We start from the raw sequence: 21,613 nt of genomic DNA, 5'->3' as shown, positions 1-21,613 counted from the left end.
CCAGCCCCTCTGGACACCCCGCTTCAGCCAACCAGGGCAGCCCAGTCCAGCCGCCCCTTTTCAGGCGCAAGCACCTGGCCGTGGGCCGCACCCTGCCACTGCGTCGACCATTTGGCGCGCAAGGCCGCAAGCGCGGTTTGGTCCTGGCTGACAGCCCCAGGGTGAATCACCTGGGCCTGCGGTGTCCAGACCGTCAGCAGGCCGGCTTCGGCAGCTTTCAGGCACAAGTCGACATCGCCGTGCGCCTGGGCGAAGGTCGTTTCATCCAGGCCGCCCAGGGCGCGGAATACTTCGCTGCGGATCATCAGGCAGTTTGCAGAGACCGCCGGGCAATTCTGCTCGACCGCCAGCTGGTTCAGGTAGCCCGCAGCATCAGCCGCCATACCCGCAGAGGCTGCCGCCACCCCGCCATCGGCCTTCAACAGCAGGCCGGCCTGGGTGAGCTTGCCTTCGCCATCCAGCAGCTTGCCGCCGACCACACCGACCTCCGGACGTTGCGCCTGGTTGAGCAACGCCTCGATCCAGTTGGCGTTGACCACCTCGGCATCCGCCGCCAGCAACACCAGGTACTCGCCCTTGGCCTCGGCACTGGCGGCGTTGCACAGTGCCGCCGGGCTCAGGCGCTCGGCGCTTTGCAGCACGCGCACCTTGCCGGCGCCCTCCTGCAGTTGCGCCAGCCAGTCGAGCAATTGCGGCGATTGGCTGGCGTTGTCGGCGATCAGCACCTCGTAGCGCGCATAGCGGGTGCGTTGCAGGATGCTCTGCAGGCACCGCTGCAGCACCTCCAGGTTATCCTGGGCCTGCAGCAGGATGCTCACCAGTGGCCGCTCGACGTGCCGGTAATCGATACGCAAGGTACCGGGCAGTGGCGCACTGACCTGGGCCTTGTAGCCGCGGCTCGCCAAGTGCCGTGCCAACGCCTGCCGGGCATGCTCGTTGCCCGAGGCTTTCGGTGCCGGGGTGATCAGCACGGGCTCGTCGAGGTGGGCCAGGCCATTGAGGCCGCCCTGCTCGATCAGGCGCAGCAGCAGGTCGAACTCCAGGGCCTGGTCGTATTGCTTGTCGAACCCGCCCGCCTCCACCAGCACCTCCCGGCGCAGCAGCCAATGCCGCGCCATCAGTGCCGGGTTGGTTTGCAGCAGGTCCAGGTTGACCCCAGGTCGCAGCAGCTCACGCCAAGCACCATCGGGCTGCTGCTGGATCTCGTCCACCGCGACTGCGCGGCAATCCGACGCGTTCAGCAGCTCCAGGCTGGCGCGCAACAAACCAGCGGCGGTGAAACGGTCACCCGCCTCGGCCAGCAGCAACCAATCACAAGAAGACTGCCGGGCCAGCTGGTTGATCCGCTCGACATAGTCTTCGCGGCTGACCTTGATGAAATGCAAGGTGTCCTGCAGCGACGTTGCCACGGGCGACTCGCCCGTGCTGAAGACCAGCACCCGGAAGGCCTTGCTCAGGCCGGCCAACAGGCTGTCGAAGGTGTCCTGGAGCGCGGCCTGATCGTTATTCAGGTCCAGCAGCAGGATGCCAAATTGCGGGCCACCCTGGTGCGACGCCAGGCGCTCCCTAATAGCGGCAAGGGCAGCGGCGTCGGGCTTGCGCATCTCCAGCCAGTCGAGCAGGCGACCCGAAGGCATGCTGCCGAGCAGTTCACGGCCGCTCTGCTGCGACACACTCTCCAGCCGTGCCAGCCAGGCGAACATCGCCTCGCGCTGTTCGTGCTCGCCGTTTTCGCCCAGTTGCGCAGCCAGGCGACGCACCACCTCGCGATTGAACGCATTGCGCCCCAATGCCTCCCACAGACGATCACGAACGGTCTGTGGGCTGTCGTTGGTGTGCACCTGCATCAGTTGTTCCTGGCGCAGCAGTACCGATTCCAGTTGCTGCAATTGCAGGCGCCCGGCCGGCATGGCATGGATGAGGAATTCAAACGCGGTGAGCTGATCGAAGAATGCCTGGTTGTAGAACGGCATTTCCACGTACTGGGTCGCCAGGAAGGTGCGCACCGGCGGGTTCAGCGGGTCGGTCCATTTCGAGCCCCAGACCGGCTTCAAGGTCAATGCCCGTTGCTGGAACAGCCCCTGGGCCATGGCCGCGAAGCTGTCGAGGGCGTGCTGGCGCCGCGCCTCACGATCCAGCCCCTCGATGGCGGTGGGGACGTCGGCGAGAAACTCGGCGAATGCCTCGCGCTCGGCCACCGACTTGGGGTCGGGAAGGCTGAGCACACGGATGACCTCGGTCTTGTGCTCGGAACTGCCGTAATTGACCTCGCGCACCGCGTACGGCGTCGGCAGGATCCGCGCCTTGGCGCTGGCCAACAGGAAATACACATGGCCGATTTCCTGCCATTCGAACGGGGTGCCTTCGGGCAACAGCTCGAACCAGCGACGCAGCAATTGGGTACGGGTAACGGCGAAGAATGGCGGAATGAACTCGCCCATGTAGTCCAGCACACGCTGCTCAGCGCGCGGATGACCGTAGTCCTCGCTGACTTTCTTGTCACGGCGGTAGTAGCTGGTACTGGCCGCCTCGGCCAGGTACATCATGCTGTAGCCCAGGCACGTGCCGTAGTCTGGGTTGGCCGCAAGGAAGTCCAACGACTGGTTCAGGCCATCGAACACGAGGAAGTCGTCATCGGCGGCGAAGGCCATGAACGGCGTGTTCACCCGGCTCACGCCATAGGTCAGCTTGGCCTGGAAGCCAAGGTAGGAAAACTGCGGCAGGTGCAGGTACTCGACACCCGGATACTGCGCGGCCACCGCCTGGGCCGACTCGGTCGAGGAGTCCAGCACAAGGATCGAGCACGGGTAGTCGCTGTAGTACCGCAGCGTACGCTCCAGGAACACCGGCCGGTTGTGCGTCATCAATACCAGCGTGAACCGTTCGCGCAGCGAGGCTGCCTGGTCTGCTGCGAATTTGCCTTGCATAGTCTTCCCCACCATTGGCGTTGCCGCCGAAAAAATCGAATGCTGTTGAACGTCTCAGCGAACCCGGCGCAGGTAGCCGTCAGGCGCCACGGTGACCAGCAGCTTGTTTTGCAGCTGGTAGTCGATCTCGAAGCTGTCGTTGCCCTTGAGGTACTCCCAGACCGCAGTCTTGGGGTTGTCGCCCGGGCCCCAGGGACGATCGGGGAAGAAGTCGGCCGGCATGTCCTCGACCACGGTGTCCATCACCACGCAATAGCTGCCCACGGCCACCAGCGGCGCGTACAGCTCCAGCTCCTTGAGCACGTGCTCGTGGGTGTGATTGGAGTCGAGTACGAGGATGACTTTCTTGCCCTCGGCAATCGCCTTGACCTGCTCGGCGATACCGGCGTCGATGCTCGAGCCTTCGATCATGCGCACACGCTTGCTCATCGGGTGCTCCTCGATGGCCTGGCGGTTGTGCGGGCGGATGTCGATGTCGATGCCCAGCACCTCGCCGTGCCCTTGCAGCTCGAGCAAGGAGGCGTAGTAGAGGATCGAGCCACCGTGGGCGATGCCGCACTCGATGATCAGGTCCGGCTTGACCTGCCAGACGATCTCCTGCATCGCCATCATGTCCTGGGGCAGCTGGATGATCGGGCGGCCCATCCAGGAGAAGTGGTAGGTGTACTTGTGCGCGGCGGACTGGTTGAAGAAGTCACGGGACACTTGCTGCAGCGCCTGGTCTTCACCTTGGGCGGCAATTTGCGCAGTGCATTCGGCTTCGAAGGCCTTGATCGGCGAGTCGGTCATTGTGCGGTCTCGGTTGGCAGGTGGGTGAAATCGGCGCTGTCGACGGCGTGGTAAGTGAAGCGCTCGGCAGTCATGCGGCGGATTTCGTCGAGGTAGTTGGAATTCATCACGAACAGGTGCGCACCGTCAGGCAAGGCGTCCAGCGCCTCCTGCGGCGAAGACACCCGGGCGCCGCTGAGCGGCAGGTAGCGGCCCTGCTTGGCCGGGTTGATGTCGATCACCCGGTCTACCGGCGCGCCGGCGCGTTGCAGGAACAGCGAATAGATCACCCCCTTCGACGAAGCGCCCCAGATCGCCGAACCGCGTCCGGCATCGCGCTGAACGAGGCGTACGGCGTGCTCGAGGCTGGCGCTGAAGTCGGCGGGCAGGCTCAGCGGCGGCACCGGCTCAAGCGTGGTGCGCAGGCTGGCGAGGTCGGCGACGATGTACAGGTACTGGCCATCGAATAGGTGACCGGCCTCGGCGACCGTGCCGAACAGGCGGCGCAGGTCATCGAGGCGGAAGTAGTTGACGTGCTCGTAGAACAGGTCGAACCAGGCCTTGTGCTCGATGATCCAGTCCAGGCACGGCACCTCGATGTAGATCTGCCCGGCCCCGCCGTTGGCGTCGGCGATAGCGGCCAGGAACGCCACCGGGTCCTGGATATGCTCCAGCACATGGCGCAGCACGATGGCCTCGGCCCGGCAGTTCAATTCGCGGGTGAACGGCGCCTTGAGCACGTCGGGGTTGTCGCCCTCGTAGGCGGGGTCGATGCCGGTGACGGCGTAGCCGCGCTCGCGCAGCAGTTCGAGGAACCAGCCTTTGCCGCAGCCCACTTCGATCAGGCTCTGGCCTTTGAAATGGCGGGCGATCACGCCTTCGACATCGTCCAGGTGGCGCTGGAAGCGCGCCGAGTGGCCTTGCTCGTTCTGGTAGTCGCTGTCGTAGCTGAGCTTCTCGGCGTCGAAGGCGTCGTTGTACACCAGGCCCGTACGACCATCCTGCACCAGGCGCATGTCGGCGCAGGCCGAGGCGCGCGCCGACTCGGCATCGGCAAAGGTGCGGTTCTGCAACACCGGCAAACCGGTGGCGCGGTATAACTCATGCTTCATCACAAGCAACTCCCAACAGGGCCCGCAACCGGCGGGCATCGCCCCAGAAGGCCATGGGTTCGTGGGTTGGATAGGGGTAGTGCCCCAGGTTCAGCGCGATGTTCGCGCCGCGCTTGGCGATATGCGACTCGACCAGCGTGCGCACGGCGATCGGCTGACCACTGCAACAATTGACCACGCCACTGAAATCGCCCTGCTCGAGCAACTTGGCCAGGTAGCCAACAGCGGTTTCGATAGGCAGGAAATCGCGCAACTGCTCTCCACCCGACATGTCGAAGCGCGGCTGCCCGGCATCGATGGCCCGGTCGAGTGCCGCCAGCAGGCTGTTGGGGTTCTGGCCTTCGCCGTGCAGGTAGAACAGCCGCACCCATTGCAGGGCAAACGGCTGCTGCGCGGCCAGGCTTTCCAGGAACAGGCGCAGGCTGTGCTTGGCCAACCCGTAGGGGTTGGCCGGTTGGCAGGTTAGCGACTCATCCAGCGCACCATTGCGCAGGCCATATTCCAGGCAAGTGCCAGCCACCTGAACCCGGCCCACCCCGCTTTGCACCACGCGCTGGATGAAGCCATAGTCGGCCATCAGGTTGCGCTCGAAGTGGAACAACCCCTGGTAGTTCGGCAAACCCGGCCAGGCCAGGTGCGCTAGCGCATCGACACCGTCACACAACGCGTCGACCGCCAGCTGCGGGTCGTGGATATCGGCGCGAACGAACTCGACCTGGTCGAACCACGGCATGGCCTGGGCAAGCTCCAGACGGCGCGCAACGGCACGCACCCGGTGCCCGCGTGCCAGCAGCGCGCCAACCAGGTGGCGTCCGACGAAGCCGGTGGCGCCCGTCACAAGTACGTTCAAGGCCGTCACAGGATTGTCAGCTCCGGCACGGCGATGACGAAGCGCCCCCCCCACTCACGCACCTGCGCCTGCTGCTCGCTGACTTCCTTGAGCAGGTTCCAGGGCAGCACCAGCACGTAGTCGGGCTGCTCGATGGCTAGGCGCTCAGGCGCCACCACCGGAATGCGGCTGCCCGGCAGGAACTTGCCCTGCTTGTGCGGGTTGGCGTCGGCCACCCAGGCCACCAGGTCGGGCTTGACCCCGGCATAGTTGAACAAGGTGTTGCCCTTGGCCGCTGCGCCGTAGCCAACCACGCGCTTGCCTTCGGCCTTGGCCTGCAACAGGAAACGCAGCAGCTGGTGCTTGATACGCTCGGCCGCCGGCGCCAGGGTGCTGTAGAACCCCGCGGTGCTGACCCCTACCCGCGCTTCGATGCCGAGCAGGTCATCGACGCTGGCCTGGCGCAACTGCGGGCCACCGGCACGCTGGGCGAAGACCCGCAGCGAACCGCCGTGGGTCGGCAGCTCGCTGACATCGAAGATTTCCAGGCCATTGCGCGCGCACAGGGTATTCACCGCCGTCAGCGACAGGTAGGAGTAATGCTCGTGGTACAGGGTATCGAACTGCTGCTCGGCCATCAGGCACAGCAGGTGCGGAAACTCGAAGGTGGCCACGCCATCGGCCTTGAGCAGGGTGCTGAAGCCGCGCAGGAAGTCGTTGATGTCCGGCACGTGGGCCAACACGTTGTTGGCTGCCATCAGGTCGGCCGACCAGCCCTCGTCTGCCAGCTCGCGGGCCGCCTGTTCGCCAAAGAACACCTCGCGGATCTGCAAGCCCTTTTCGCGCGCCGCCTGGGCAGTGCTGCGGGTAGGCTCAACGCCCAGGCAGGGAATGCCGCGCTCGGCCACGTACTGCAAGAGATAACCATCGTTGGCGGCAATTTCCACCACTCGGCTGCGAGGGCCCAGGGCGAAGCGCTCGACCATTTGCGCCACGTAGTCGCGGGCATGGGCCAGCCAGGAGCTGGAGTAAGAACTGAAATAGGCGTAGTCGGCATCGAACAGCGCATCGGCCCGGGTGTAATCCTCGGTCTGCACCAACCAGCACTGCTCGCACACCGCGACCTTCAAAGGCACCCAGGCCTCGGCCGCGGCCAACTGGTCGGCGCGTAGGTAGGCGTTGGACGGCGGTGCGGTGCCTAGGTCGATCAGGGGCAGGTTCAGGCAGGAACCACAGCCACGGCAATTCATGGGCACACTCCGGTGAACGATGGGGTCAGCCAGGGATGCCCGGCATCGCGTAGAGACAAATTTTTGACAGCCAGCGGCCAGGTGATCGCCAGCCTGGGATCATGCACCGACAGCCCGCCTTCGCAACCCGGGGCATAGTCGGCGCTGTGCAGGTAAAGCAGTTCGGCTTCCTCGCTCAGTACTTGAAAGCCATGGGCGAAGCCGGCCGGGATCAGCACGCTGCGCCCGTCGCCGGCGCGCAGGTGCTCGGCGTGCCAGTGCAGGAAGGTGGGCGAGCCTTCACGCAGGTCTACCGCCACATCCCAGACTTCGCCGCGCAGGCAGGTGATCAGCTTGCTTTCCGGCGCATCGCCCAACTGATAGTGCAGGCCACGTACGCTGCCCTGCCCGACGGTATGGGAGTGGTTGATCTGGCGCACATGGAACGGCGCGCCCAACTCGCCCAGGCGGGTTTCGCAGTGCAGCCGGGCGAACTGGCCACGGGCGTCGCCGTGGCGCTTGTGCTGGACACTGAACAGACCGTCCAGCGGCAAGGCGTGCAATTGCAGGTCGCTCACGACAGCTCCGCGTACAGGTTCAACTGGTCAAGGGTAAAGCCACGCATGTCGTCGCCACGCTGCCAGGCAAGGTGCCAATCCAGGGTGTGCTTGAGGCATTCGTGCAGCGACCAGCGCGTACGCCACCCCAGTACTTGCCGCGCTCGCGAGCTGTCCAGGCGCAGCAGGCCAGCCTCGTGCAACTCGCTGGGCTCTACCTGCAGCCCCGGTGCCGCAGGCCACTGCTTGGCGAGATAACCCACCACTTCGCCGACGCTGCACATGTCCTGCTCGCCAGGCCCGAAGTTCCAGGAGCCCGCATAGGCCGGGCCTTCGCGGTACAAGCGCTCGGCCAGTTGCAGATAGCCGGCCAGCGGCTCCAGGGCGTGCTGCCAGGGGCGCACGGCCTGCGGGTAGCGCAGGGTCACCGGCTCGCCTGCGGTCCAGGCCTTGAGCACGTCGGGGACCAGGCGGTCGGCGGCAAAGTCGCCACCGCCCAGCACATTGCCAGCGCGCGCGGTGGCCAATGCCAGGCCGTGCTCGGCATGCTTGTCCGCCGGGAAGAACGAGGCGCCATAAGATTGCGCCAGCAGCTCGCAGCAGGCCTTGCTGCTGCTATAGGGGTCGTGCCCGCCGAGGGCTTCGTTCTCGCGGTACGGCCAAGGCCACTCCTGGTTGGCGTAGACCTTGTCGGTGGTCACCAGCACGCAGGCGCGCACGCCGCCGACTTGGCGAATGGCCTCGAGCAGGTTGAGGGTGCCCATGACGTTGCTCGAATAGGTCCCCAGCGGGTCGCGATAGGCCTCGCGCACCAAGGGTTGCGCCGCCAGGTGCAGGACGATTTCAGGCTGGACTTCGGCCACGATTTCGAGCAACGCGCCAAGGTCGCGCAGGTCGCCGCGCACATCGCTGATGTCGCGGCCAACCCGGGCCAGTTCGAACAGGTTGGGCTCGCTGCCGGGGTCCAGGGCGAAGCCTGTGACCTGCGCCCCCAGCTCACGCAGCCAGAGCGCCAACCAGCTGCCCTTGAAACCCGTGTGGCCGGTGAGCAGGACACGCTTGCCCTGCCAGAATGCCGGGCTCAGGCCCACTGCTTCCATGGGGCCTCCCCGTTCTGCCAGAGTTGCTCCAGGTAGTTCTTGTCACGCAGCGTATCCATGGGGTGCCAGAAGCCGTCATGCTGGAAGGCGTTCAGCTGCGCCTCGTCAGCCAGACGAATCAGCGGCTCGGACTCCCAGGAGGTCTGGTCGTCGGCGATATAGCCCAGCACTCGCGGCGAGAGCACGAAGAAGCCGCCATTGATCCAGCCACCATCGCCACGGGGTTTTTCCACGAAACCGCACACTCGGTCGCCGTCGCGCTCCAAGGCGCCGTAGCGACCCGGAGGCTGAACCGCAGTGACGGTGGCAAGCTTGCCGTGGGCCCGGTGGAAATCCACCAAGGCGCCGATATTCAGGTCCGAGACGCCGTCGCCATAGGTAAAGCAGAAGGCTTCTTCGTCTTCGATGTAACGCGCGGCGCGGCGCAGGCGACCGCCGGTCATGGTCTCTTCACCGGTGTCGACCAGGGTGACACGCCAGGGCTCACTGTAGTTCTGGTGCACGTCCATGCGGTTGGCGCGCATGTCGAAGGTGACGTCCGAGGTATGCAGGAAGTAGTTGGCGAAGAAGTCCTTGATCGCGTAGCCCTTGTAGCCCAGGCAGATCACGAAATCATGGATACCGTGGGCCGAGTACTGCTTCATGATGTGCCAGAGAATTGGCTTTCCACCAATCTCGATCATGGGTTTTGGCTTGAGGTGGGACTCCTCGCTGATACGCGTGCCCAGTCCACCGGCCAGAATTACCGCCTTCATGTTGTCCCCTCTTGTTCGTCACCGGCCATGAATCGTGTGATTGCACGATTTATGGCGATATGGCGGGGGTACTGCATGAAACGCGCCAGATAGCACTTTTTTGTCGATGCGCACATCGACGACGGGGGACGACGCCCCCCGTTATCGGTCAGGCTCGGCGAAAACCTCGGTCAGTTCGGCATCCAGCCGCTGTACCAATGCTGCACATGCTCTTCACGCAGCACGTAGTCGCGCAGCACTTCCTGCTTCAAGCGGTCGCCCAGGCGATAGCTTTCGTCAGGGTCGGCCAAGTGCATGCGAATCGCGTCCAACCACTCCTGGGTGCTGTTGGTCTTGATCCGCGTACATGGCAGGTAGCCTTCGTAGGCGCGGGTGTCGGTGACGATCACCGGGTAGCCACAGGCCCCGTATTCCAGCAAACGCAGGTTGCTCTTGCAGTCGTTGAAGATGTGGTACTCCAGCGGCGCCAGGGCAAGGTCCAGGTTCAGGCTGGCAAGCTTGGCCGGATACAACTCCAGCGGCACGGGCGGGTGGAACTCGCTGATGTAGGGGCGCAGCGCTGGCGGACACATGCCGAAGAACACCCACTGCACGTCGTTCGCCAAGGTCTTGACCACCTCGGCGATCACTTCCAAGTCACCCGTGTGGCTGGTGCCACCACCCCAACCCACTCGCGGCTTGCGCCCGGCTCGACGGCGGCTGCTCATGTCGGTCCACAGGTGCTCGGCCAACATGTTCGGCATCACCCGGATATCGTCATGGGTGTCGTGCAAGGCATCCGCCAGGGCCTGGGTCGACACCACCAACCGGTCACAGCGCTCGATACCCCGGCGCAACGATTTTTCCAGGTCCTTTGGCGTGAACTTGAGGTGGCCATTTTTCTTCGGCACATCGATCACGTAGTCGTCCAGCTCGTAGATGCAAAAGCCCTTGGAGAAGGTCTTGAGCCGCTCGATTTCCTTGACGAAGCCTTCGGTATAGCGCCCCTGCAAGATCGCCACGTCCGGCGAGGAACGCTCCAGCTCGACGTTAGTGGGAATCTCGAAGTACTGCTGCTGAGTCACCCAACCGGCCTTTTCCAGCTCTGTCACCGGCTGGATCACCCGGTAGTGGCCCACCGCAGTCTTGTTCATCGGCAAGGCCAGCACGTGGGGCAGCGGACGGCTGACGAAGGGCATCCAGGCGGCCTTCAGGCCTGGGTCCAGGCAGAAGCTCGAACCGTTCAGCGCCAGGTTGACGTTGTAGGCCGGATCACGCGCCACCATCGGCATCCAGGCGCGGAAGAACGCATCGTGCTGCTCCACCAACTTGGCCTGGCGCTCGGCTTCTTGCTGCGGGTCGGGCGCAGGTGCCGGCGGCGGGTCCATGACCAGTTGGGCATGGGGTGTCCACACCACCAGGTAGCCCGCCTCACCCAGGCGCAATGCGAAATCGACATCGCTGAACGCGTGGCTAAAGACGCGCTCATTGAGCCCACCCAGCGCCACGAACAGCGCTTTGCGCACCAACAGGCATTCGGAGCCAACCACCGAGTAATTCTGCGCGACCTGCAAGCGCTGCATGTAGCCGCCCGCCTCGATCGGCTCGCCAACGAACGGCGAACCCACCGCACCGCGCAGGCCAAGCACGCCGCCGGCATGGATGATCAGCCCGTGGGCATTGCACAGCTTGGCGCCCACCGCGCCGACTTCATGACGCTGGCCGTGGCTGAGCAGCGCGTCGAGCCAGTCAGGCTCGGTAACCACCGCGAATGGGCTGAGCATCAGCAGGTATTCGCCGCGGGCGTGTTGCGCTGCCAGGTTCTGCACCGCGGCGAAACTGGTTTGCTCGTCCAGCTTCAGCACCCGCAGCTTGTTGCTGTCCAACTGCTCCAGCGCGGCCAACCAGGCATGGGTCTCGGCGCCCTGGCTGGCGTTGTCGACGATCAGCACTTCGTAATGGGCATAGGCGGTGCGCTGCAACACGCTTTCCAGGCAGCGCTCGAGCGCCGGCAACTGGTCCTGGGCACTGATCACCAGGCTGACCAGCGGCTGGGTGGCGTGCAGGTAGCGAACCTGGTTGATCGCCCCGCCGTCGTTCTGTAGCTCATAGCCCACGCCCAGGCGCGCAAGGTGCGCCTCCAGCAGTCGCGGGTTTTCCTCGATGACCGCCGCCGAAGACAGCCAGGCGGCATAGCTGAAGGTGCTTTCGGCCAACACTTCCGGAATGTGCTCGATGGTCTGCGGGCCACGGTTTTCAACCAGGCGCCAGAGCAAGTCGTGGGGCGCCAGCTCGCGGTAGTCGGCAGTGAGGCCACCCAAGGCTTGCCAGGCTTCGCGGGCGAAGGCCAGCATGCGACCGGTAAACGGGTAGCCACGCATCAGGTCGAGGTTGAAGTCGGGCTTGAACACCGGCTCCACCGAGCTTTCGTCGTGCTGGCCGCCCTCATCGCCATAGCAGCAGGCGATCTGCGGATGGGACACGATCCGCTCGGCCATCAGCATCAGGCTGAAGGCGTTGAGCCGGTCACCGGCACGCAGCAAGTAGACCCACTCCTCCTCGCCCAGTTGCTCGACCACCGCGTTCAGTTGCGTGGCCCAGTCAGCCTGCAACGGCTGCCGGATGAGGCGGGCATCGGTAGCACCGGTCAAAGGGGCGCTGGACAGTACCCAGGTCGGCTCTGCGCCATAGACCTGGCCGGCGATGCTGTCCAGGGTCACCTTCAGCGCCTGCGTATCGCCTTCAGGGTCGATCACCACAGGGACGATGCGCGGGCGCTTCGGCCAGTGCTCGCTCAAGCGCATCAGTTTTGCCAGCACCAATGGGTCCTGGCGGCACTCCAACCACTTGGCATACAGCTCGGAGAAACTGTCGCTGTCGCTACCGACGTGGGACTCCTGGATCGCTTGCAGGCAGCGCAGGGTGTGCACCAGGAACAGGTTCTCCCACTCGCGCGGGGCGTCGAGCTCATGACCATGAAGGATCTGTACGCGCACCCAGCCGGAGAACGGCTCACGCTCAGCGGTACGGGCCGCGAACATGTCACGCAGGTGTTGCGCTTCGCTGGCGGCCACAGCCTGCACGTCAGGCTGGCGGCGCAACTGGTCGGGGTGGACCCGCTCGATGCAGTGCACCCCGGCCGTCACGCCCAGATGCCCACGGCGCAGCAAGCATACGAACAACACCAGGTCGAGCAGCGCTACGAAACCCGGCGCCAGGGCTGGCAGCAGTTCGCGCAGGTCGCTGGCGCGCAGCAGCACGCTGCTCAGCCCGCCGATGAAATTGAGCTGGCGGGTTTCGAAGAAGTCCAGCAGGTCGTCGCCATGGAACAGGGTGTCGCCGAAGGTGACCGGGCTGCTCTCCAGGCGCTGCGGCAGAATGTGATCCTCGGCATCCACCAGGTGCCGCCTGGCGGCGACCAGGCTGACATCGCCATGGGCTTCGAACAGCCGCACCTGGCTGGACACGCAATCGGCCATCAGCCGGTCATCGTCGCAGAGGAACTTGATGTAATGCCCCTGGCTCTGCTCCAACCCTTGCAGCAAGTTGCCGGCAAAACCCAGCGGCTGCGAGTTACGCACATGGATCAGGGGATGACGCGCCAGGCTGCGCAGCTCCTCGACCAGCGCCTCGATCTCCGGCCCTTGGCTATCGTCGCAGACGATGACTTCGAGGTTGTCGTAGTCCTGGGCCAGGGCGCTGACCAGGCTTGCGCGGAAGAACCGAGGGTTGTTGGCGGGGATGACAAGGCTGACTAGGGGCACTGGGTTCACGAGCGAATCTCTCGACAGATGACTGCCCGCAGAGCATTCAGAACAGTCGCTACCACGGGGAAAACAACGCACCGCCATCCCTCACCCCTGACGGAGCGAGCGTGGCGGTGACGCGCGCACTCAAAGTACGTTGAACAGGCTCAACTGGCTGACCCGCGCGAACGCCGCCTGCGACGCTTCGAGCGTGGTTTGCTGCTGGGTGAGGCGAATCAGCACCTCGGCCGGGTCGGAATCGCGGATCGACGACTGCGTGGTTTTGTTGGCGATGCTCAGGCTTTCGTTGGTGCTCTCTTGAATCTCCAGCGCCTTGCCCCGCGCACCGATATCGGTAACCGACGTGTTGAGCCGGTCCTGGCCGCTCTGGATGTTGGAAATGGCCGAGTCCAGGTCGGCGCGCAACTGCTGATAGGCCGCAGGGTTGCCGTCGATTGGTTGGCTCAGGGCAGTACGCAGCTGGGCGACGGTGTCCAGAACGCTCTGGGTCTGGTGGTTGTCGACGTTCACCAGGTACTGGTCACCGTTTTGCTGCGGCGGCACGGTGGTGAAGGTGAACGCCACACCGGCGGCCGTGGCGGTGTTGCCCACCATGGTACCGCTGGCGACCGGGCGGCTATCGGCGGTCAACGGCTGCGCATACAGCTCGAAATCGGTGGCGCTGGTGAACTTGATCACGGCACCGCCACTGGGGAACATCGCCTGGTACTGGGCCGGGTTGGTAACGTTGATGCCCGACACCTGGGCGTTCGACGCGTTGCCAGGGCTGCGAGTGGCGGTGATGGTATCTGGCTTGCTCTCCAGGGTGAAGCTACGGCCTCCCACCACGGTGTCCGGTACGTCACCGGGCTGCAGGTTGATGTTCAAGCGCATGTCCACGCCACGGAAGCTGATCATCGAGCCGCCAACGGTGTTCGGGTCGAAGGTGCCGCCTTGGGTAGCCTCGGCGGTCACGTCAGTACCCCCGCTGTCGGTGATGCGGAACTGGGTGCTGCTGAGCATGGTGACCGTGTAGGGCTGGCCGCTTCTGAAACGGTCATTGTAGGTAACACTGCCGGACACCTGGCCGTTGGACAGATTTACCTTGCCATCATTGGGGGTCGGTGGGTTCGGGCGGGTTTCGGTGCGGCTGGTGTTCAGGGCCTGCTCGAACACGCTGTAGCCGGTGCTGTTACCGGCCATCTTGAGCATGTCGCCAACTTGCAGCTCCTGCTGGGTCTGGTCGCCGCGGTAGGAGTAGGTGCCATCGGCATTGCGCACGAACGGCGCGGTGTCGGTCTTGGAACCGGCGAACAGGTACTGGCCGTTTTCGTCGCGGCTGTTCATCAGGCTGAGCAGTTGGTCTTCCAATTGCCCCAGCTCGGCTGCCTTGGCCTTGCGCTCGGTGTCGGTGTAGCCGGCGTTGCCCGACTCGAGGGCCAGCTCGTTCACCCGCGTCAGGATCGTGTTGATCGAGTTCAGCGTGGTCTCGGCCTGGTTCAGCGAGTTGGTGATGTTGGTGGCGTTGGTCTTGAACTGCTCCAGCATGTCCGCCTGGTTGCCCAGTTGCAGCAGACGCGCTGCCCCCACCGGGTCATCGGCTGCGGTGTTGACCCGAACGAAGGAACTCGCCTCCTCGTTGGTCTTGATCACGTTGGCGTAGTTGCGCTGGTAGTTTGCCGCGCTGGATTGGTAGAACTGGGCCGTGGAGATACGCATGGATCAATGCTCCTTAAAGCGCGGCGATCAGAGTGCTGAAGGTTTCCTGCGCCGCTTTGATGATCTGCGACGAGGCCGTGTAGTACTGCTGGTACTTGACCAGGTTGCCGGCTTCTTCATCCAGCTGCACGCCAGACAACGAATCGCGCGCACCCGCTGCCTGGGTCAGCACCACGCCGGTTGCCTGGACATCCATCTGGCCTTGCTTGGCTTGCGCACCCACGCTTTCCACCAGCTTGCCGTAGGCGTCGGTGATGCTGATGCCCTTGGTCGAGCCGATGTCCATCGTTTGCTTGGTTTGCAGCTCTTGCAGGGACAGCGCGTTGCGGTTGTCCGAAGAGCCCGCGCCGGTCAGCGCCACAGTGAAGTTGTCGCCGTTCTTGGGCGAGCCTGCGACCTTCATCTCGAAGCTGAAGGTCTTCTGCACGCCACCGCCATCGAGGATCGGGTTACCTGCCGAGTCGATCATCGGCACATTGAACTGCAAGGTGTTGCTTTGCCCTGGCACGAAGGTGCCCGTGCCGATGCTATTGCCCTTGGCATCGAACGCCTCGTAGGTCTGCGGCGAGGCATTCTCATCGCGGAACACCAGGCGCACTGGCGTGGAGTACTTGATGCCGGTCTGCAATTCCAGGCGCTGGGCCGGGTCGGCGATGTCCAGTACCGATTTCAGTACCGGCTGGGTGATCACACCAGTGCCGGTGTTGCCGTTACCGGAGGTGCCGGTCAGCGGTGCGGCCAATGCCAGACGCTTGGCGTCGGTGAGCACCACCTCGATTTCCGCCGAGGCGTTGCGGGTCGGGGTGATCTTGAAGCTGTCGCCCACCGCCGCCGTGCCGCTCTTGAGGTCGATGCTGAAACCGTCGATGACCGGCGCCGGGTCATCGTTGGTGCTGAACGTGCCCATGTCGGTACCGTCAGGCAGCTTCTTGACCTGGTAACGGTCCGCGCCTGGGCCTACGAACGTGACCTGGTAGTCGCTGGTGCTCAGCTTGCCGGTATCGCGGATGACCACGTCCAGGGCCGCGCTGCCGGCGTTGCCGACCTTGGCGGTGCTGCGCCCGGCCATGGCCTTGTCGCTGTTGAGGTCGCCGAACAACGCCGCACCGAACTCACCGTTCTTGTCGATGCCTTGCCCGAGCTGCGAGTTGATCTGCTGGGACACCACCAAGGCGATACGGCCCAGCTCGTTCATGGCCGGGGCCAGGGTCTCGCTGCGGTAACGCAGCAGGCCACCCATTTCACCGCCACTGATGGTGCTGGTGATATCCATCTTGGTGCTGCCACGGTCGAGCTTGATCGCGAACTGGGTGGGGTCGGTGATGCTCGGCTCGGTACTCATCTTGTTGGTGGAGGTACCCAGCACCAGTGACTGGCCGTTCTTCAGGTAGACGTCGATAGTGCCGTTGCGCTCGACCGTGTCTACGCCGACCAGTTGGTTCAACTGGCGAATCGCCTCGTTGCGCTGGTCGAGCAGGTCGTTGGGCTGGCCGCTGATCGTCGAGGTCTTGGCGATCTGCTCGTTGTACTGAGCAATGGTGGAACTGAGCTCGTTGATCCGCGAGGCCATCGAGTCGAGGTTGCCGTTGATGTTGGTGTTCTGCTCCTTGAACTGGGCAGACAGGCTGTTGAAACGGCCAGCCAGCGCCGAGGCATTGCTCAGCAGCAGTTGACGCGAAGCATCTTCGGTCGGTTTGTTGGCGGCGCTTTGCAGGGCGGCGAAGAAGTTGGTCAGCGCACCGGTGATGCCGGTATTACGGTCGGACAGCAAGTTGTTGAGCGGCGTCACCTGGTTCAGGTAGGCGTTGCTGTCGCTGTTGAGCGAGGTGGCGGTCTGCAACTGTGCATCCAGGAACTGGTTGTACACCCGGCGCACATCCGCAAGCGTAGTCCCGGTGCCCATGAAGACATGGCCTTCCTGGATCGAGCCCTTGGACCGCTGGATGTTCTGCTGACGGGAATAGCCGGCGACATCGGCGTTGGCGATGTTGTTACCGGTAGTGTTCAGGCCCGCCAGGGAAGCCGACAATCCCGACATACCAATGTTGATCAAGCTCGCCATGGTTGCATGTCCTTAAAGTTGCGTGGTGGACCCGAGCATTGCGTAGCTCGTGTCCGACTTCATCTGTTTCGCGATCTGCGAGATCTTGCTGGCGTAGCTTGGGTCGGTGGCATACCCGGCCTTCTGCAGCTCTCGCACAAACTGTTCTGGGTTATCGGCAGCCTTCAAAGCATCTTGATAGCGCGCGTTGCCCTGCAACAGGTTGACCAGGTCATGGAAGCTGTCCTGGTACGAGTCATAGGAGCGGAACGCCGCCGTTTCCTTGACGAACTGGCCATCGCGGAACTCGCTGGTGATCGCCCTCGCCTGCCCGCCCTGCCAGTTGCTGCTGGCCTTGATGCCGAACAGGTTGTGGCTGCTGCTGCCATCGGCGTTGCGCATGACCGACTTGCCCCAACCGGTTTCCAGGGCGGCCTGGGCCACCAAGTAGCGCGGGTCGACGCCAATACGCTTGGCGGCCTGTTCGGCCATCGGCAGCATGGTGGCGACGAAGGCATCGCTGTCGCTGAAGGCCTTGCTCGGCGCCAGCGGCGGCTGGGCCACGGCGCGGCCGAGAATGCGCATGTTGCCAGGGGCGGCGAAGGTCTGTGCCGGTTGCCAGTCGCCAGTGGCCACACCGCCCACCGGAATGTCGCCACGCCCCGGCAGCGCCGCGTTGTTGGTGACGGCGGCCGGGGTACCTGCCGAAGGCACGATACCGGCCAGCAGGCGGTCGGTGAGCTTGCCGGGCAAGGCCAGGCGCCGCGAATTGAGCGCAGCCACATCGTTGCGCACGCCCGGGGTTTCGCTGGTGGCCACTGCGGGCTCGGCGACCTTCGCCCCCCACAGCGCTGGCGCGTGTCCGGCCACTGCCGGGAACGGGCTGGAATTGGGGCGCATGGCCTTGTTCTTGGAAAGCTGGCGCACCAGTACATCTTGCAAGCCGATACCGCCGCCTTCGCGGGACATGCTCACGGCCAGCTGCTGGTCGTACATGTCGCGGTACTGCTTGACGGTTTCGGTGTTCAGCGGGTCGCCATCGCCCAGCACGTCGCTGGCCTTGCGCGAGGCCTTGAGCATTTCGCTGATGAACAGCGACTCGAATTCCTGCGCCACCTTGCGCACGTTGGCTTCGCTGTCGCGATCACCGTGCTTGAGCGAACTGAGCCGGTTGATGTCGGTATAGGCACCGCTGTCGGCGGGGCTACGCACCATGCTCTTGGGGTTCATTGGGCGTCCTCAGATCACGATCAGGTCGGCTTGCAACGCGCCGGCCTGCTTCAGGGCTTCGAGGATCGCCATCAGGTCGCCTGGCGCTGCGCCGACCTGGTTCACCGCGCGGACGATTTCATCCAGCGTGGTGCCCGGGCCGAACTTGAACATCGGCTTGGCTTCCTGCTCGGCATTGACCCGCGAGCGTGGCACCACGGCGGTCTGGCCGTTGGAGAACGGCCCCGGCTGGCTGACGATCGGGTCTTCGGTGATGGTCACGGTCAGGCTGCCATGGGTCACCGCTGCCGGCGACACCTTGACGTTCTGGCCGATCACGATGGTGCCGGTACGCGAGTTGATGATGACCTTGGCCGACGCCTGGCCGGGGTCGATCTCGAGGTTCTCGAGGATCGCCAGGTAATCGACGCGCTGGGTCGGGTCCATGGGCGCGGTGACGCGCACCGAACCGCCGTCCAGCGCCTGGGCCACACCGGGGCCGAGCAGGTCGTTGACCTTGTCGACGATGCGCTTGGCGGTGGTGAAGTCGGGGCGGTTGAGGTTCAAGGTCAGGCTGTTGCCCTGGCTGAAGCCGCTCGGTACCGCGCGCTCGACGGTGGCACCACCAGGAATGCGGCCAGCCGACGGCACGTTGACGGTGATGCGCGAGCCGTCACGGCCCTCGGCATCGAAACCGCCGACCACCAGGTTGCCTTGGGCGATGGCGTAGACGTTGCCGTCGATCCCCTTGAGCGGGGTCATCAGCAGGCTGCCGCCGCGCAGGCTCTTGGAGTTACCGATCGACGACACGGTGATGTCCACCACCTGGCCGGGCTTGGCGAACGGCGGCAGGTCAGCGTGAATCGACACTGCGGCGACGTTCTTCAACTGCACGTTACCCGACCCCGGCGGCACCTTGATGCCGAACTGCGAGAGCATGTTGTTGAAGGTCTGCAGGGTGAACGGGGTCTGAGTGGTCTGGTCACCCGTGCCGTTCAGGCCGACCACCAAGCCATAGCCGATCAACTGGTTGGTGCGCACGCCGGAGATGCTGGCAATGTCCTTCAGGCGCTCGGCGTGGGCGCCGAACGCGAAGGACATCAGAAGGGTCACGGCAATCAGCTGCCTTAGGTTGAACATGTTCATCCGTACTCAGAAAGGCCAAAGCGGGCTGAGGAAGAAGCGGTCCAACCAACCGGGCTGGCTGGCGTCGGCGAAGGAACCGGTTCCCGAGTAGGTGATGCGCGCATCGGCCACGCGGGTGGACGGCACGGTGTTGTCAGTGGAGATATCGTCGGCACGAACCAGCCCGGCGATACGCACCAGCTCTTCACCGGTATTGAGGGTCATCCACTTCTCGCCGCGCACGGCGACCACGCCGTTGGGCAGCACCTCGGCGATGGTCACGGTGATCGAGCCGGTCAGGGTGTTGCCCTGGCTGGCAGTGCTGGCGCCCTGGGTGTTGCGCTCGCCGCTGTAGCCGGCATTGAGCGACAGGTCGCCACTGCCGAACGGGTTGTTGGTATTCGGCACGGCGCCGAACAGCGAGGTCAGCCCGATGTTGGCCTCGCTGTCCTTGCGGATCTGCGAACCGGCGTTCTTGCTGGCCGAGGTACGCTCGTTGAGGGTGATGGTGATGATGTCACCGACCCGGAACGCCTTGCGATCGCCATACAGGTTCTGCTCGAAACCGGCCTGGTAGATCGAACCGTTGTTGGCCGCCGCCGACATCGGGGTGCGCGGCAATACCGGCGCGTAGTACGGGTCGTTCGGCTTTGGCGTCGGCGCGACGCAACCTGCCAGCAACACCGCCCCCCCCAGGGCGAATACGGACAACAGACGATTCATGACACTTACCTCACGGTGAAACAGGGTGTGTGACTTTACTTACAGCTGCTGGGTAACGAACGACAGCATCTGGTCGGCGGTGGAGATGACCTTGGAGTTCATCTCGTAGGCACGCTGGGTGGTGATCATGTTCACCAGCTCTTCCACGGTGCTGACGTTGGAGTTTTCCAGGGTCTGCTGCTGGGTGGTGCCGAAGCCGTTCAGGCCTGGGGTACCGATCTGTGGCGCACCGCTGGCAGCGGTTTCCAGGAACAGGTTGTTACCGATCGCTTGCAGGCCGGCCGGGTTGATGAAGTCGGCGGTCTGCAGGTTGCCGATGATCTGCGGCGCCGGGTTGCCGGCGATGGTGATCGACACGGTACCGTCCTGGCCGACGGTGAAGGTCTGCGCATCTGGCGGTACGACGATGGCCGGTTCCAGGGCGAAGCCGTTGGCGGTGACCACCTGGCCATCGGAGTTCAGGTGGAAGGTGCCGTCACGGGTGTAGGAAACCGTGCCATCGGGTTGCAGCACCTGGAAGAAGCCACGGCCGTTGACCGCCAGGTCCAGCGGATTCTCGGTGGTTTGCAGGCTGCCGACCTGGAAGTTCTTCTGGGTGCCGACGATGCGCACACCGGTACCGACCTGCAGGCCCGACGGCAGCTCGCTGTCCTGGGTGGACTGGGCACCTGGCTGGCGCTTGACCTGGTACAAGAGGTCCTGGAACTCGGCGCGGTCACGCTTGAAACCTGTGGTGGAAACGTTGGCCAGGTTGTTGGAAATGACCGAGAGGTTGGTGTCCTGGGCGGACAGGCCGGTTTTAGCGACCCAAAGAGCCGGAAGCATTCAGTGTTCTCCTCGTGCGCCTGTTTTACGGCACCCGTTCAAAGGTGATTAGGTGATTTGCAAAACCCGAGCCATGGCTTCGTCGCCCTGCTCGGCTGTTTTCATCATCTTGACGTGCAACTCGAACTGCCGGGACAGCGCCAGCACCGAAGTCATTTCTTCGACGGCATTGACGTTGCTGCCCTGGAGGAAGCCCGACACCACCCGAACGTTGACGTCGGCGTCGGCCGGTTGGCCGCTCGTGGTGTGCATGAGCCCGTCCAGGCCCTTGGTCATGCCAGCGATATCCGGGTTGACCAGCTTGATGCGGTCGACCTCGGCCATCACCCGTGGGTCTTCGCCCATGGCGCGGATACTGATGGTGCCGTCGTCGCCGACCTCGACCTTCTGCTCTGGCGGAATGGCGATCGGGCCACCGTTGCCGATCACCGGCATGCCATTGCCGGTGCGCAGCACGCCCAGGGCGTCAATGTTGAGGCTGCCGGTACGCACGTAGGCCTCGCTGCCGTCGGGGGCCTGCACGGCAATGAAGCCATTGCCGGACACCGCGACATCCAGCTCACGACCGGTCTCGATCATCGCGCCGGGGGTGAAGTCGGTGCCGGGTCGCTCGCTCATGGCGAAGGCCCGCGCCGGAAAGCTGTCACCGAATACCGGCATCGAACGCGCCTGCTCCAGGTCACGCTGGAAACCGGTGGTGGAAACGTTCGCCAGGTTGTTGGCATGGGCCTTTTGCGCCATCGCGTTCTGGCTGGCGCCGGTCATGGCCACATAAAGCATCTTGTCCACAGTCATCCTCCGCTACGCTGGCGATCGGTTGCCGCCCGCCGTTGCTCTGATGGCTATAAAGCAAGTTCCGAACCAACTTTCAAAAGATGTGAAAAAGCCCGTGAATACATCGGCACCCTGGATGCCGACAACAATGCCGACCCGGTTGGCCTGCCGCCGGTCACGCCGCCGCCAGACAAC

Annotated in this window: 16 protein-coding genes; all 16 read right to left on the bottom strand. The window is 64.2% G+C overall.

What is annotated here, in order from left to right; translation table 11 throughout:
• Positions 1–23: 23 nt before the first annotated feature.
• The 16 genes from ACQKPE_RS09790 to ACQKPE_RS09715 all read right to left on the bottom strand — a co-directional run bounded on the left by ACQKPE_RS09790 (position 24) and on the right by ACQKPE_RS09715 (position 21,433).
• Complete coding sequence (locus ACQKPE_RS09790; RefSeq protein WP_427665314.1) at positions 24–2,927, bottom strand: TIGR00180 family glycosyltransferase; 2,904 nt, start codon at positions 2,925–2,927, stop codon at positions 24–26.
• A gap of 54 nt (positions 2,928–2,981) precedes the next feature.
• Entirely contained in the window at positions 2,982–3,716 is a 735-nt protein-coding gene (locus ACQKPE_RS09785) for a cephalosporin hydroxylase family protein (protein WP_427665312.1), read from the bottom strand.
• Positions 3,713–4,807: a class I SAM-dependent methyltransferase gene (locus ACQKPE_RS09780; protein WP_427665311.1), complete on the bottom strand. Its 1,095-nt coding sequence runs from the start codon at positions 4,805–4,807 to the stop codon at positions 3,713–3,715. Before ACQKPE_RS09780 ends, ACQKPE_RS09785 begins: the two co-directional genes overlap by 4 nt.
• Complete coding sequence (locus ACQKPE_RS09775; protein WP_427665310.1) at positions 4,797–5,657, bottom strand: NAD-dependent epimerase/dehydratase family protein; 861 nt, start codon at positions 5,655–5,657, stop codon at positions 4,797–4,799. The genes ACQKPE_RS09780 and ACQKPE_RS09775 overlap by 11 nt, the downstream gene beginning before the upstream one ends.
• A 5-nt stretch (positions 5,658–5,662) precedes the next feature.
• Positions 5,663–6,886: a methyltransferase domain-containing protein gene (locus ACQKPE_RS09770; RefSeq protein ID WP_427665309.1), complete on the bottom strand. Its 1,224-nt coding sequence runs from the start codon at positions 6,884–6,886 to the stop codon at positions 5,663–5,665.
• Complete coding sequence (locus ACQKPE_RS09765; RefSeq protein ID WP_427665307.1) at positions 6,883–7,443, bottom strand: dTDP-4-dehydrorhamnose 3,5-epimerase family protein; 561 nt, start codon at positions 7,441–7,443, stop codon at positions 6,883–6,885. The genes ACQKPE_RS09770 and ACQKPE_RS09765 overlap by 4 nt, the downstream gene beginning before the upstream one ends.
• Positions 7,440–8,522 (bottom strand): CDP-glucose 4,6-dehydratase, encoded by a 1,083-nt coding sequence (rfbG, locus tag ACQKPE_RS09760; protein WP_427665305.1) that lies wholly within the window; start codon positions 8,520–8,522, stop codon positions 7,440–7,442. The genes ACQKPE_RS09765 and rfbG overlap by 4 nt, the downstream gene beginning before the upstream one ends.
• Complete coding sequence (gene rfbF / locus ACQKPE_RS09755; protein ID WP_427665304.1) at positions 8,504–9,277, bottom strand: glucose-1-phosphate cytidylyltransferase; 774 nt, start codon at positions 9,275–9,277, stop codon at positions 8,504–8,506. The genes rfbG and rfbF overlap by 19 nt, the downstream gene beginning before the upstream one ends.
• A 170-nt stretch (positions 9,278–9,447) precedes the next feature.
• Positions 9,448–13,029: a glycosyltransferase gene (locus ACQKPE_RS09750; protein WP_427665302.1), complete on the bottom strand. Its 3,582-nt coding sequence runs from the start codon at positions 13,027–13,029 to the stop codon at positions 9,448–9,450.
• A 120-nt stretch (positions 13,030–13,149) separates the two neighbouring features.
• The gene (locus ACQKPE_RS09745; RefSeq protein ID WP_427665300.1) at positions 13,150–14,721 is read right to left on the bottom strand and encodes a flagellar hook-associated protein 3; all 1,572 of its coding nucleotides are present in this window, start codon (positions 14,719–14,721) and stop codon (positions 13,150–13,152) included.
• Between the two features lie 13 nt (positions 14,722–14,734).
• The gene (gene flgK, locus ACQKPE_RS09740) at positions 14,735–16,783 is read right to left on the bottom strand and encodes a flagellar hook-associated protein FlgK (RefSeq protein ID WP_427665298.1); all 2,049 of its coding nucleotides are present in this window, start codon (positions 16,781–16,783) and stop codon (positions 14,735–14,737) included.
• Positions 16,784–16,795: 12 nt separating this feature from the next.
• Complete coding sequence (gene flgJ, locus ACQKPE_RS09735) at positions 16,796–17,992, bottom strand: flagellar assembly peptidoglycan hydrolase FlgJ (protein WP_427665296.1); 1,197 nt, start codon at positions 17,990–17,992, stop codon at positions 16,796–16,798.
• 9 nt (positions 17,993–18,001) lie between these two features.
• Entirely contained in the window at positions 18,002–19,111 is a 1,110-nt protein-coding gene (locus ACQKPE_RS09730) for a flagellar basal body P-ring protein FlgI (protein ID WP_427665294.1), read from the bottom strand.
• Between the two features lie 12 nt (positions 19,112–19,123).
• Positions 19,124–19,819, bottom strand: a complete 696-nt coding sequence (flgH, locus tag ACQKPE_RS09725; RefSeq protein WP_427665292.1) for a flagellar basal body L-ring protein FlgH — start codon at positions 19,817–19,819, stop codon at positions 19,124–19,126.
• Positions 19,820–19,858: 39 nt separating this feature from the next.
• Entirely contained in the window at positions 19,859–20,644 is a 786-nt protein-coding gene (gene flgG / locus ACQKPE_RS09720; RefSeq protein WP_427665290.1) for a flagellar basal-body rod protein FlgG, read from the bottom strand.
• A gap of 48 nt (positions 20,645–20,692) precedes the next feature.
• Positions 20,693–21,433: a flagellar basal body rod protein FlgF gene (locus ACQKPE_RS09715; RefSeq protein WP_427665288.1), complete on the bottom strand. Its 741-nt coding sequence runs from the start codon at positions 21,431–21,433 to the stop codon at positions 20,693–20,695.
• Positions 21,434–21,613: the final 180 nt, after the last annotated feature.

It is taken from the genome of Pseudomonas sp. NPDC089554 (genome assembly GCF_050280645.1).
GTDB lineage: Bacteria > Pseudomonadota > Gammaproteobacteria > Pseudomonadales > Pseudomonadaceae > Aquipseudomonas.
Note: the sequence above shows the minus strand (reverse complement) of the source record. Positions and strands in the feature narration are given on the sequence as shown.